General features: G+C 67.1%; 13 protein-coding genes. 4 read left to right on the top strand and 9 right to left on the bottom strand.

Annotated features, from left to right (window positions below):
* From flgG to VG566_RS01915, 7 genes are all read right to left on the bottom strand, one after another.
* Complete coding sequence (gene flgG / locus VG566_RS01945) at window positions 1-786, bottom strand: flagellar basal-body rod protein FlgG (protein WP_005409571.1); 786 nt, start codon at window positions 784-786, stop codon at window positions 1-3.
* 103 nt (window positions 787-889) lie between these two features.
* Window positions 890-1,639 carry a flagellar basal body rod protein FlgF gene (locus tag VG566_RS01940; protein ID WP_032961905.1) on the bottom strand — a complete coding sequence of 250 codons (750 nt, stop codon included), beginning with the start codon at window positions 1,637-1,639 and terminating at the stop codon, window positions 890-892.
* Window positions 1,640-1,671: 32 nt separating this feature from the next.
* Window positions 1,672-2,895, bottom strand: coding sequence for a flagellar hook protein FlgE (gene flgE, locus VG566_RS01935; RefSeq protein WP_014647063.1), 1,224 nt, complete (start codon window positions 2,893-2,895; stop codon window positions 1,672-1,674).
* A 32-nt stretch (window positions 2,896-2,927) separates the two neighbouring features.
* Window positions 2,928-3,611, bottom strand: coding sequence for a flagellar hook capping FlgD N-terminal domain-containing protein (locus VG566_RS01930; RefSeq protein ID WP_014647064.1), 684 nt, complete (start codon window positions 3,609-3,611; stop codon window positions 2,928-2,930).
* Between the two features lie 23 nt (window positions 3,612-3,634).
* Window positions 3,635-4,042, bottom strand: coding sequence for a flagellar basal body rod protein FlgC (gene flgC / locus VG566_RS01925; RefSeq protein ID WP_005416461.1), 408 nt, complete (start codon window positions 4,040-4,042; stop codon window positions 3,635-3,637).
* A 3-nt stretch (window positions 4,043-4,045) separates the two neighbouring features.
* Entirely contained in the window at window positions 4,046-4,441 is a 396-nt protein-coding gene (flgB, locus tag VG566_RS01920) for a flagellar basal body rod protein FlgB (protein ID WP_005409576.1), read from the bottom strand.
* 151 nt (window positions 4,442-4,592) lie between these two features.
* A complete protein-coding gene (locus tag VG566_RS01915) occupies window positions 4,593-5,537 on the bottom strand; it encodes a chemotaxis protein (protein ID WP_014037130.1) in 945 nt (314 codons plus the stop codon).
* A gap of 259 nt (window positions 5,538-5,796) precedes the next feature.
* Between VG566_RS01915 and flgA the strand changes: the two genes are divergently transcribed.
* From flgA to VG566_RS01895, 4 genes are all read left to right on the top strand, one after another.
* Window positions 5,797-6,453 (top strand): flagellar basal body P-ring formation chaperone FlgA, encoded by a 657-nt coding sequence (gene flgA / locus VG566_RS01910; RefSeq protein ID WP_032961903.1) that lies wholly within the window; start codon window positions 5,797-5,799, stop codon window positions 6,451-6,453.
* Between the two features lie 75 nt (window positions 6,454-6,528).
* Window positions 6,529-6,834, top strand: a complete 306-nt coding sequence (flgM, locus tag VG566_RS01905; RefSeq protein ID WP_014647067.1) for a flagellar biosynthesis anti-sigma factor FlgM — start codon at window positions 6,529-6,531, stop codon at window positions 6,832-6,834.
* On the top strand, window positions 6,831-7,169 hold the full coding sequence (locus tag VG566_RS01900; protein ID WP_014037132.1) for a FlgN family protein: 339 nt from the start codon (window positions 6,831-6,833) through the stop codon (window positions 7,167-7,169). Before flgM ends, VG566_RS01900 begins: the two co-directional genes overlap by 4 nt.
* A 92-nt stretch (window positions 7,170-7,261) precedes the next feature.
* Window positions 7,262-8,482, top strand: a complete 1,221-nt coding sequence (locus VG566_RS01895; RefSeq protein ID WP_032961902.1) for an ATP-binding protein — start codon at window positions 7,262-7,264, stop codon at window positions 8,480-8,482.
* A gap of 238 nt (window positions 8,483-8,720) precedes the next feature.
* On the opposite strand, the gene VG566_RS01890 is transcribed toward VG566_RS01895, so the two are convergent.
* Both VG566_RS01890 and VG566_RS01885 read right to left on the bottom strand, forming a co-directional pair.
* Window positions 8,721-10,493, bottom strand: a complete 1,773-nt coding sequence (locus VG566_RS01890) for an EAL domain-containing protein (protein WP_014647070.1) — start codon at window positions 10,491-10,493, stop codon at window positions 8,721-8,723.
* A 4-nt stretch (window positions 10,494-10,497) separates the two neighbouring features.
* Window positions 10,498-12,600 (bottom strand): PAS domain-containing sensor histidine kinase, encoded by a 2,103-nt coding sequence (locus VG566_RS01885; RefSeq protein WP_134966880.1) that lies wholly within the window; start codon window positions 12,598-12,600, stop codon window positions 10,498-10,500.
* Window positions 12,601-12,698 lie beyond the last annotated feature (98 nt).

The raw sequence follows: 12,698 nt of genomic DNA, 5'->3' as shown, positions 1-12,698 counted from the left end.
TCAGAGCTTGTTGTTGAGATAGCCGAGCATCGAATCGGTGGTGGAGATCGCCTTGGCGTTCATTTCGTAGGCGCGCTGGGTTTCGATCATCGACACCAGCTCTTCGACCACATTGACGTTGCTGCCTTCCAGCGCGCCCTGCACCACGGTGCCGAGGCCGTTGAGCCCGGGATTGCCGTTCTGTGCCGGACCGGAAGCGGTGGTTTCCAGGAACAGGTTCTCGCCGCGCGCCTGCAGGCCGGCCGGATTGACGAAGTCGGTCAGGGTCAGCGCACCCACTTCCACTGACGCCGCGCCGTCGGCCATCTTCACGCTGATGGTGCCGTCGGTACCGATGGTCACCGACTGCGCGCCCTCGGGAATCTGGATGCCCGGCTGCACCGGGTAGCCGCTGTTGGTGACCAGCTCGCTGTCCTGGTTGATCTTGAACGAGCCATCACGGGTGTAGGCCGAGCTGCCGTCGGGCATCTGCACTTCGAAGAAGCCGCGGCCGTTGACCATCACGTCCAGCGCGCGGCCGGTCTGCTGCTGGCCACCCTGCTCGAAATTCTTGGCGGTGGCGACCACGCGAACGCCGGTACCCAGCTGCAGGCCGGTCGGCAGCTGGGTCTGCGCCGACGAAGAGCCGCCGGGCTGGCGCACCTGCTGGTACAGCAGGTCCTCGAAGCTGGCACGGTCCTGCTTGAAGCCGGTGGTGTTGGTGTTGGCGAGGTTGTTGGAAACCACCGACATGCGCATCTGCTGCGCATCCAGTCCGGTTTTCGCGATCCACAATGCCTGGTTCATCTTCGGTGTCCTGTCTGGGTAAAGCCGGCCGCGCGATGCGGCCCCTGGTAACGGGTGTGCAAGCGGTGTGCCAGCGCCGCGCCCGGGCGGCGCCGGAATTCCGTCAGCTGCCCAGGCGCAGCAGGCTGTTGGCACTGCGCGCGTTGTCGTCGCCGTGCTTGATCACCTGCACCTGCATTTCGTACTGGCGCTGCAGCTGGATCATCTGCACCAGTGCACCGGCGGCATCGACGTTGCTGCCTTCCAGCTGGCCGCTGTGCACGGCCGTGCCCTGTGCCGGTGCGAACGGCTGCAGTGGGTCGGTGTTGCGGAACAGGCCATCCAGGCCACGCTCGAGGCGCTCGTCCGGCGCCTGTACCACCTTGATCCGGCCGATCTGCGCCATGGTCTGCGGGCCTTCGCCCTGCGGGATGATCGAGAGCGTGCCGTCGGCACCGATTTCCATCGCCTGGTAGGGCGGAATGGCGATCGGGTTGTTGTTGTCATCCAGTACCGGACGGCCGCTGGAGGTCACCAGCTGGCCGTTCGGGGTGACCGACAATGCAGCGCCGCGCGTGTACGCCTCACTGCCGTCGCTGGACTGCACGGCCAGCCAGGTGCCGGTCTGCAGGGACAGATCCAGCGGCTTGCCGGTGATGTGCTGCGAGCCGGGCGTACGGTTGAAGCCGGCGTCGACGTGCAGCGCATCCACCCGCGAGGCAAAGCCCGGGCCCTTGATCGGGAAGGCTTCGGTGTTGGCCAGCGCTTCCTTGAAGCCAGGGGTGTCCGAGTTGGCGAGGTTGTGGCTGAGCGTTCCCTGCGCCTGCAGGGAGGCGCGGGCACCGGTCATCGCCACGTAAAGAGCTTTATCCATGCGGGGAGTTCCGTGACAGGGTCAGCAGCTCATCAACGGATGTTGATGACGGTCTGGGTGATCTGGTCCTGCGTGGTGATCATCTGCGCGTTGGCCTGGAAGTTGCGCTGCGCGGTGATCATGTTGACCAGCTGCTCGGTGAGATCGACGGTGGACGCTTCCAGTGAGCCGGCCTGGATCTTGCCGAGGTTGGAGGTGTCCGGCATGCCGGTGCGCGGCGTGCCCGATTCGAAGGTCTCCACCCACAGGTTGTTGCCCTTCGATTCCAGGCCCTGCGTGTTGTTGAAGGTGGTCAGGGCGACCTGGCCCAGCGGCTTGTCGTCGCCGTTGGAATAGCGGGCGTAGACCACGCCGGATTCGGACACGGTCACTTCGTTGAGCTTGCCGGCGGCATAGCCGTCCTGCTGGGTATTGCGCAGGGCGAACTTCTCGCCGTACTGGGTGGAGCCGCTGATGTCCAGCGTCATGTTCAACTGGCCGGCACCGGTGGTCGGGGTGAAGGTGCCGAGGCTGACCTTGCCGTTGGCAGGTGCGACCAGCTTGCCGCTGTTGTCGAAGGTGACCGGGGTCGGTGCGCCGGCCGGCTGGCCATCGACGTAATTGCGCACGGTCCATTCGTTGGGGTTGGCGCCCTTGACGAAGTACGAGACCTGGATGTGGCTCACGCCCAGCGAGTCGTACACGGTGATGCCACCGCTGGAGTGGTTGTAGCTGTTCGAATCGGCCGGGTCGAAGGTCGCCACCGTCGGCTGCTTGGCGTTGGCCGGCAGGGTGAAGCCAACCTTCACTTCGCTGGTCTGCTTCGGCGGGCTGTCGGTGGTCAGCAGCTGCAGGTCGACCAGGCGGCCGGCATCGAAGTTGGTGCCATCGGCATTCGGCGCGAACACCTGCAGGCGCGCACCCTGCGGGTTGACCACGTAGCCGGCCGAATCGGTCTGGAAGTTGCCGGCACGCGAGTACACGCGCGAACCATTCATGTTCATGGTGAAGAAGCCTTCACCGGAAATGGCCATGTCCAGGCTGCGCCCGGTCTGCTCGTTGTGGCCCTGGATGAACTGCTGGGCGACGTTGGAAACGCGCACGCCCGAGCCGGTCTGGTTCTTCGACAGGCCGTAGCTGGTCGAAGCGAACAGGTCGGCGAACTCCGCGCGCGACTGCTTGAAGCCGGTAGTGTTGACGTTGGCGACGTTGTTGGCGGTGACGCTCAGGTCGGTGTTGGCGGCGTTGATGCCGGACAGCGAGACATTGAAGCCCATGGGATGCTCCTGGTTGATGCGGAAGGTGCGGCTCAGCTGACGCGGAGCACGTAGTCGATCGGGGCCGTGCCCAGGCCCTTGAGGTTCAGGTACAGGCCGTCGGAACCAACGGTCACGCTCTCCACCGGCGCCTGTACGTAGGTGGACAGCTTGGTGCTCTTGCCGGCGGTGTCGACATGGTTGGCGACGATGGAGTACTTGCCCGGCTCCATGCGCTTGCCGTTGGCATCCTTGCCGTCCCACTGGAAGGCGGTTTCGCCGGCAGCCTTGGCTTCCACGCTCAGCGAGGTGACCTTGGCGCCGTTGGCGTCGGTGATGTCCACGGTGATGATGCCGGCCGACGGTGCAGCCACCGTGCCTTCGACATTGCCTTCCTTCTCCAGCACCAGCTTTTCCGACGGCACCAGCACCTGGTGGCCGACCAGCGCAGCGCCACGCAGCACCTGGTCGCTGGCCATCGACTCCTGGAAGCCCTTCACCGTCTTGTTCAGATCGGTGATGCCCTGCACGGTGGACATCTGCGCCATCTGCGCGACCATCTGCGTGTTGTCCATCGGCTTCAGCGGATCCTGGTGCTGCAGCTGCTCGGTCATCAGGCGCAGGAAGTCGGCCTGGTCCAGCGTGTTCTTCTTTTTCGTGGCGTTGCTGTTGGGGGCGTTCAGGCCCAGCGCGGAATAGACGTCCTGGCTGGTCTGGTTGTTGACGGCGGTGGTCATGGCGGTATCCGGTGCTGCGGGCCTCAGCGGCCCATGGTCAGGGTGGCCAGGGCCAGTTCCTTGGCCGTGGTCAACATCTCCACGCCGGCCTGGTAATTGCGCGAGGTCGAGATCAGGTTGACCATCTGCGCCACCGGATCGACATCGGGCTGGTAGATGTAGCCATCGGCGTCGGCCAGCGGGTGGCCTGGCTCGTAGCGCTTGATCGGCGCGGCCTCGCTCTGGGTGATCTCCTTCACCTTCACCGAGGTGATGTTGGGATCGTTCTTGCTGGTGACGGCCTGGAAGATCGGTTCCAGCGGCTTGTACACGGCGTCGGCGGAACCGGCGACGGTGTCGGCATTGGAGAGGTTGGAGGCGATGGTGCTCATGCGCACCGACTGCGCCTGCAGCGCGGAGCCGGCGATGTCGAAGATCGGCAGGTTGCTCATGGCTTATTGCCCCGTGATCGCGGTCAGCATGGAACGCACCTTGCTCTCGACGAAGCTGAGCGAGGCGCGGTATTCCAGTGCGGCGCGGCCATAGGCGGCACGCTCGGCATCGGGGTCGACGGTGTTGCCGTCCAGGCTGGGCTGCACGCCTTCGCGCGCGATCTGGAACGGGTTCAGGCCACTACTGATCTCGTAGTGCTGCTCATGGGTGGTGGCCATCAGGCCATTGGCATCCTGCCCCTGGGCGTGGCGCAGGGCGGCATCGAAGTCCAGGTCCTGGGCCTTGTAGCCGGGAGTGTCGGCATTGCCGAGGTTGCTGGCGATCAGCTTCATCCGCTGTTCGCGCAACGGCATGGCCTGGGCGTGGACGCCCAGGTAGTCGGTAATCAGGTTGCGCACGGTGCACTCCCACGGGAACGTTGCCCGGGAAGCTGCAAGGGGTGTGCCAAATGGAGAGGGGGTCAGATCCCCGCAGGGGCTCTGACCCGGTGGTTGACGCGTTGCGATGCGGGGTCGGAGCCCGTTCCGGGATCCGACCCCTCGGCGGGCGTTACGCCGCCAGCGCCACCTTGCGCAGGCGGTCCAGCACGAAGTCGGCCAGCTCGTGCGGCGAGTACTTGGCGACGAACGCATTGGCGCCGACGCGCTCGACCATGGCGTTGTTGAAGACGCCCGACAGCGAGGTGTGCAGCAGCACGTACAGGCCGGCCAGGCCCGGGTGGCGCCGGATTTCCGTCGTCAGCGTGTAGCCATCCATGGCCGGCATCTCGATGTCCGAGATGACCATGGCATAGCGCTCGGCCGGGTTTTCCCCCGAGGCGTGGACCTGCAGCAGGTGGTCCAGCGCCTGCTTGCCGTCGGAAAGCAGGGTGGCACCCACGCCCAGCTGGTCCAGCACGCTGCGGATCTGCTGGCGGGCCACGCGCGAGTCGTCCACCACCAGCACCTGCAGCTGCGGGCCGTCGGCGGGCATGGCCATTGCCGGGTCGAGTACCGCTTCTCCGCGCACCTGGGCGATATCGGCCAGCACGCTCTCAACGTCGATCACCTGGATCAGCTCGCCCTGGAAGCGGGTCACCGCGGTCAGGTAGCTCGACTCGGCGCCCAGCTCCGGTGGCGGGTGGATGTCTTCCACCGCGATGTTGACGATGCGTTCGACGCCACTGACCAGGAAGCCCTGGATCGAGCGGTTGAATTCGGTGACGACCAGGTAGCCCGGCGAGGTGTCCGCGTCCGGTTCGCGCTCGGGGTGGCCGATCGCCAGGCCCAGGTCCAGTACCGGCACCGAGCGGCCGCGCACGTCGGCCACGCCGGAGAACTGGCTGGGCAGGCCGGGCACCTGGAACAGCTCCGGGCGGCGCAGGACTTCCTGCACCTTGAAGACATTGACGCCAAAAAGCTGACGTCCGCCGAGGCGGAACAGCAGCAGCGCCAGGCGGTTGTGGCCGGCCAGTCGGGTCCGCTGGTCGATCCGGTTGAGCAGGTCATGGGACATGGCTGCTGTATCGGCGTGGTGGGGGCGGAACTTGAGGGCGCTCTGCCGCCCGCGCGGCCCGCACCGCGTTTGTAGAGTCGACTGTCAGTCGACTGCTCTTCGATCCGATCACGGGAAACCCCGCGCTTCGCGCGAAAGTCGACTGGCAGTCGACTCTACCCATCCGGTCGAATCCCCATCCCGGATCCGATCAACGGGACCCGGTCTCTGGCACACCCCTTGCACGCTGCTGGGCCAGATCCCATCGACAGGAGGCGCCATGCGCCGGGTCACATCGCTGTTCGCCATCGCGCTCGCCCTGGCCGCGCCGTGGGCGGGCGCCACGGACTGGCAGCCGGTGGCCAGCATCCGCACTGCGGCGCTGTCGACGCTGCCTGCCGGCAGTGAAGGCGAGGCGCAGGTGGCCGATGCGCTGCGCCTGCCGAAATGTGGCAGCGCGTTGCAGGTGCAGCCCACCGCCAACACCACGGTGGAGGTGAGCTGTCCCGATGCAGGCGGCTGGCGCCTGTTCGTGCCGGTGAAGGTGCGGCGCAACCAGACCGTGCTGGTGCTCAACCGCGGAATCGGCACTGGAGAAACCCTCACGGCCGCCGATATCACCACTGCCCAGCGTGACGCTGCCCGGATTGCCGGCGCGGTGCTGTCCGATCCCAATGCAGCGATCGGCCGCATCGCCCGCCGTCCGTTGCAGGCCGGAGCCCTGCTGTCGAACAACGATCTGGTGGTCCAGCGTCTCATCAAGCGAGGAGACAATGTAGCCCTGGTGTCGCGTCGCGGCTCGGTCGAGGTGCGCATTGCCGGCCGTGCGATGGGTGATGCCGGTGAGAACGAGCGGGTCTCGGTCGAGAACCTGTCCTCGCGGCGGATCGTGCAGGGCACGGTCGACGCCGCAGGTGACGTAATCGTGGCGCGTTGATTTACCGCAAAATATCCCTAAAGATCACGGCCCTGCGGCCGTTATCCCTTGTGAACGGCAACTCCAGGACACCCCATGAGCCAGAAAATCGACGGCAACCTGCAGGTCCCCCAGGCACTGCGCAGCGTGACGACCCCGGCCAGCAAGCCCGGCGTCAGCACCGATGCGGCGGCGCGCCCGGTCGAGGCGGCCGACAGCCTGCGCCTGACCGGCGAGGCCACCAATCTGCAGGCCATCGAGCGTGAGCTGACCACCGCCCCGGCGATCGACGCCCAGCGCGTGGCGGCCGTGCGCGAGTCACTGCAGAACGGCACCTACAAGATCAATCCGGACGCGATCGCATCGCGCATGCTCGATCTGGACCAGCAGCTGCACGGATGACTGCGGCGATGAGCGAGCCGCTGCAGCGCCTCGCCCAGGCCCTGGACGTTGAACGCCAGGCCTTGGTCGAGCACGACGTGCACGCCCTGATCCGGGCCACCGGCGCCAAGCTGGAAGCGCTGCGTGCGCTGGAAGGCGCGCCGCCGGTGGGCGAGGGCGAACAGCTGCAGGAATTGGCCGAGCGCAACCGCGCCAACGGCGTGCTGCTGTCGCGCCGTCGCCGCGAGGTGAACTGGGCGCTGCGCCAGCTCGGCCGTACCGAAGATGCCTCGGCCTACGATGCCAAGGGCCAGTCGCACACGGTCAGCATCGGCCGGCCACTCGCCGTCGCCTGACGCGACGGCGGTCGCACACCCCCCTCCCGGTGGGCTGAAGCCCGCTGCATGACCGCGTATATTGGGCGCCTGTTCGAACGCCCCGAGTCGCCGTGTCCGCTGCCAACGCCCTGGTTACCGCCCCCCTTCCGCCGCAGCCGGTGCTGCAGGCCCTGCTTGAGCGCCTGCGCGAAGGCCTGCTGCTGTTCACTGAAGACGGGCAGGTGGCCCTGGCCAACCCGGCCGCGCAGAACCTGCTGGCCAGTGGCGAGGACGGCGGATTGCCGCCGCCGCAGCGGCTGCGCGAACTGCTGCCCCCCGATGCACTGGAGCAGGCCCGCCAGCATGGCCACTGGAATGGCAGCCTGCCGCTGGGCGAGGGCGTGGTCATCGCCCACCTGTACCACCATGGTCCGGTCGGCGAAGGGCATTTCCTTGCGTTGTTCCGCCACATCGAAGGGCAGGAAGACTACGAGCGCGAACTGCAGCAGCGCCACGCCGAGCTGCGCCAGGCCTACCTGCGCCTCAATGGCACCCAGGAAAAGCTGCTGCAGTCGGAGAAGATGGCCTCGATCGGCCAGCTCGCCGCCGGCGTCGCGCACGAGATCAACAACCCGATCGGTTACGTGCACTCCAACCTGGGCAGCCTGCAGGAGTACCTGCGCAGCCTGTTCACCGTGATCGAAGCCTACGAGCGCGCCCTGCGCGCGCCGGACCCGAAGGCACTGATCCCGGAAATCGATGACATCCGTGACCGCCTGGACATCGACTTCATCAGCCGCGACCTGCCGCAGCTGATGGCGGAATCGCGCGAAGGCATCGAGCGCGTTACCCGCATCGTGCGCGACCTGAAGGACTTCTCGTATTCCGGTCGCGACGAATCGTGGAAGCTGGTCGACCTGCACGCGGGCCTGGAATCGACCATCAACATCATCTGGAACGAACTCAAGTACAAGGTCACCCTGGTACGCGAATTCGGCCAGTTGCCGCTGGTGGAGTGCCTGCCGTCGGAGTTGAACCAGGTCTACATGAACCTGTTGCTCAACGCTGGCCATGCCATCGCCGAGCGCGGCACGATCACCGTGCGCACCGGCGTTGATGGCGATCACGTGTGGGTTGAATTCGAAGACACCGGCGGCGGCATCTCGCCGGAACTGCGCCAGCGCATCTTCGATCCGTTCTTCACCACCAAGCCGGTCGGCAGTGGCACCGGTCTGGGCCTGTCGATCTCCTACAGCATCATCAACAAGCATCACGGCCGCATCGACCTGGACAGCACCCCGGGCGTGGGCTCGCGCTTCCGCGTGGTGCTGCCGGTGAAGCAGCCGCGCTGACCGCTTCCGGAGTGGAACCGGACACCCAGAGCAGCCGACCAGCGGCCGGCTCTACCGGGGCCTATCGATGGTAGTGCCGGCCGCTGGCCGGCAACCTCATTGGAACCGGACACCCAGAGCAGCCGGCCAGCGGCCGGCTCTACCGGGGCCGATCGACGGTAGTGCCGGCCGCTGGCCGGCAACCTCATTGAAGCCGGGCACCCAAGGCAGCCGGCCAGCGGCCGGCTCTACCCGATCGTCACCGCAGCGGCCGATCCTCGCCACCATCCCCGGTTTCCACCGGTGCCGGGCCGGCATTGCTACGGCGCTGTTCTTCGTACGTGCGGAATGCCTGGTGGATGTGCTTGCGCAGCTCGTCGTCGTTCCACGGCTTGGTCAGGAAGCGATAGATCGCGCCGCGGTTGATCGCATCGGTCACCGTGTTCAGATCGGTGTAGCCCGACAGCACCAGGCGGATCGTATCCGGGTACAGCATCTTCACCCGCCCCAGGAACTCGGTGCCGCTCATGTCGCTCATGCGCTGGTCGGACAGGATCACCTGCACGTCGTTGATCGCCAGCAGATCAAAGGCGTCACGCACGTTGCCAGCGGCCAGGATGCGGTAGCCGTCGCGGCGGAACAGGCGCACCAGCGAGCGCAGCACGTTCTCCTCGTCATCCAGCAGCAGCAGCGTCCGGTCCGGGCGCGTTTCGGCGAAGGCTTCCGGGCGCAGGTAGCGGCGGCGCAGGGTCATGCCGGCGGCATCGGCCGACATCGGCTCGCCGAACAGGTAGCCCTGGAACACATCGCAGTCGTTGCGGCGCAGGAAGCCCAGTTGGGCCTGCGATTCCACGCCGTTGGCAATCACGGTCATGCCCAGCTGGTGGCCCATGGCAATGATCGCGCGGGCAATGGCTGCTTCGCGATTGCCAGCCGGTGCGCTCTTGATGAAGCTGCGGTCGATCTTCAGCTTGTCCACCGGGTAGCGCACCAGCGCGCTGAGGCTGGAATCGCCGGTGCCGAAGTTGTCCAGGCTCAGGCTGATGCCTTCGTTGCGCAGGTTGGCCAGCGTTTCATGGACGAAATTGACGTTGTTGGTCAGCGCGCTCTCGTTGATCTCCAGCGTCAGCATGTGCGCCGGCACGCCCGCGGCCTGCAGCAGGGACATCACCTCGGCGAAGAAGTTCGGCCGCAGCAGCTGCAGGGTGGACACGTTCACCGCGATGGTGAAGTCATCAAAGCCCTGGTCGCGCCACAACCGCGCCTGCTTCAATGCGCCTTCCAGCACCCAGGTGCCGATCTGCACGATGATGCCCAGGCGCTCGGCGGTGCGCATGAAGCGCTCCGGCACCAGCATGCCCAGGGTCGGCGACTGCCAGCGCAGCAGCGCTTCCATGCCGACCACGTGGCCGTCGCGGGCGCTCACCAGCGGCTGGTAACGCAGCTTCAGCTCGCCATTGGGAATGGCATCGACGATCTGGCGCGCGATGATGCTCTCGCTGTGCGCGCTCGGCGGGGTATCCACGGCATGGATGCGCACGGCATTGCCGCCTTCGCGGGCGGCCTGGTACAGCGCATCTTCGGCATGGTCGAGCAGGCGCGAGGCGCTGCTGGCATGTTCCGGGCACAGGCTCACGCCCAGCTTGCCGGTCATGAACAGCGTGTATGGAAGCACCGACAGCGGCAGTTCCATCTGCTGGCGGATCTCTTCAGCGAAGTCCTCCGGCAGCGGCAGGTCCGCGGTGCGGGGCACCGCGATCAGGAACTCGTCGCTGCCATGCCGCCACAGCTTGCCACGCCCGCGCAGGTAGGACTGCAGGCGCTGCGCCACCAGTACCAGCGCCTGATCGCCCACTTCGGCACTCATGTTCTCGTTGACCGATGCGAAGTGGTCGATGTCCACGTGCATCAGCATCAGCGCAATGCCGCCGGAGGCCGCCTCGGCAACCATCGCCTGCAGCTCGGGGTTGCCGGCGCCAAGGCGGTCGGGGGCATCATCGATGCTGACCGGGGGCAGGTTGGGATTCCACATAGGCTCAGTATTCCGGTGAATCGACGGCGGCCATGCTGGTCGCCTGGTAGGGGAGGTGGACGTCGATCAGGGTGCCTTCGCCATGCGCGGATTCGATCCGCACGTGGCCACCGACGCTCTGCGCGCGCTCGCGCATCACGATCAGGCCGAGGCCACGTGGGCCGTCCGGATCGAAGCCTTCACCATCATCGCGGATCTGCAGGTGCAGGCCACGCTGGCTGACGTCGCGCAGCTGCAGCAGGACCTGGCTGGCGCGCGCATGGCGCAGCGCATTGGTCAGGCTTTCCTGTGCGATGCGGAAGCAGGCCTGTTCGATGCTGTTGTCGGGGCGGTGCGGCAGCGGCTCGATCTCGGCCAGCAGCTCCACCGGCGAAGAGCGGAACAGCACCCGCGCCTGCCAGCTCAGCGCCGCCTCCAGGCCCAGTGCATCCAGCTGCGGCGGGCGCAGCAGGGTGGAGATGTCGCGCAGTTTGGCCACGGTGGTGTCGGCCAGGCTGACGATCTGCGCCAGGTCCTCGCCACGACGCTTCGGATCGTCCTCATCCTGCGCCGCATGCGCCGACAGCTTGATCGCGGTAATGGCCTGGCCGATGTCATCGTGCAGGTCGCGCGAGATCGCGCGACGCTCGTCCTCCTGCAGCGAGAACAGCCGCCCGGCCATCGCCTGCAGCTCGCGATTGCTGGTTTCCAGCGCCCTGCGGGTGCGTTCGGAATCGCTCAGGTCGCGTACGATCAGCAGCTTGCAGTCACGACCGCCGTAGCGCACTTCGCCCACCGCCAGGCCGGCATGGAAGCTGCGGCCGTCGGCACGCTGCATGGCCACCACGCTGCTGTGGCCCGGCCCCAGGTGGGGCTGGCCGGCGCGCAGCTGGCTGCGCACCCGTGGCAGGTCGGCGGCAGCGACCAGTGCCGACAGCGGCTCGCCCAGCAGGGTGTGGCTGCCGTAGCCGAACAGGCCGGCGGCCCAGGCGTTGGCGTACAGCACGTGCTCGTCGGAGAGGATCACCACGCCGTCGGGCAGTACCCGCACCAGCTCGCGGAACTGTTCCTCGCGCTCGCGCAGCAGGCGCCGCGACTGCTCGCGCTCGGTCACGTCCTGCAGCGTGCCCAGCACGCGGCTGCGGCCGGCTTCGTCGATACCGCTGGCCGCCCGCAGGTGCACCATCAATGCACGGCCGTCCATCGACAGCAGCGGCAGCAGCACGTCCACCTGTACCGGCTCGCCGGAGCACAGTTCGGCCAGCAGCTGTTCGGTCTGGGTGGCGGTGGCCGGGTCGGCCGGCACCAGCAGCTCATCGAAGCGGTGCCAGCGCCGGGCCTCGGGCGGGCGGCGGCCGAGCAGGCGATAGACCTGGTTGGAATAGCGGCCCAGCCCGGTGGACGGGTCCAGTTCCCAGGCGCCGATGCGGGCCAGCTCATGGGCTTCCTCCACCCGGGCCAGCGCCTGGTCGCGGCGCAGCTGGGCCAGATCCTCGGCGGTGCGGTCGATGGCGATCAGCAGGCGGGCGTTGTGGCCGTCGTAGCTGATGGCGTTGGAGCGCAGCTCCATCTGCCGCAGCGCGCCATCGCGCAGCTGCAGCTGAGCGCGCAGGATGCACAGCTCCTCGGGCGCCTCGCGGATCGCCTCCAGCTTGGTCTGCAGGGCCTGGTCCTGGCCCGGCGGCCACAAGGCGTCGATGGTCTGTTCCAGCAGCTCGTCGCGGTCCCAGCCGAAGGCGCTGCAGGCGGCGGGGTTGGCATCGAGGATCGCCAGCGTGTCCAGGTCGTAGACGAGAATCGGCCCAGGGTTGCCCTCGAACATCTGCCGCAGGCGCAGCTCGGAGGCCTGCTGGCGCGCATGGGTATGCAGCGCGTGTTCGGCCAGCGGGCGCAGCAGCAGATACAGCAGGCCCGCGCTCGCCAGCGCGAAGAACGAGCCCTTCAGGCCCTGCCACAGGGCCGCCTGCTGCGGATCGGGCACCAGCGCCTGCACCACGCTGTCGGTGGAGATCATCCAGGCCAGCGCCATCACCAGGTAGCTCAGCACCACCCGGCGCCGGTCACGGCTCAGCGCCTGCGCCATCCGCGGGTCGGGAACTGGGGCGTTGCCGGTCGGTTCTGCGGGCATGGACGGGGCGGGTGACAGGGGCGCCGGTCATCTTACCCCGCAGCGTGCCGTGACCACTCAATTATCCGCCGCAGGCGCCGTTAACCACTGCGTGCCCC

The organism is Stenotrophomonas sp. CASM114, assembly GCF_049384325.1.
In the GTDB taxonomy this organism is placed as follows: domain Bacteria; phylum Pseudomonadota; class Gammaproteobacteria; order Xanthomonadales; family Xanthomonadaceae; genus Stenotrophomonas; species Stenotrophomonas muris.
Note: the sequence above shows the minus strand (reverse complement) of the source record. Positions and strands in the feature narration are given on the sequence as shown.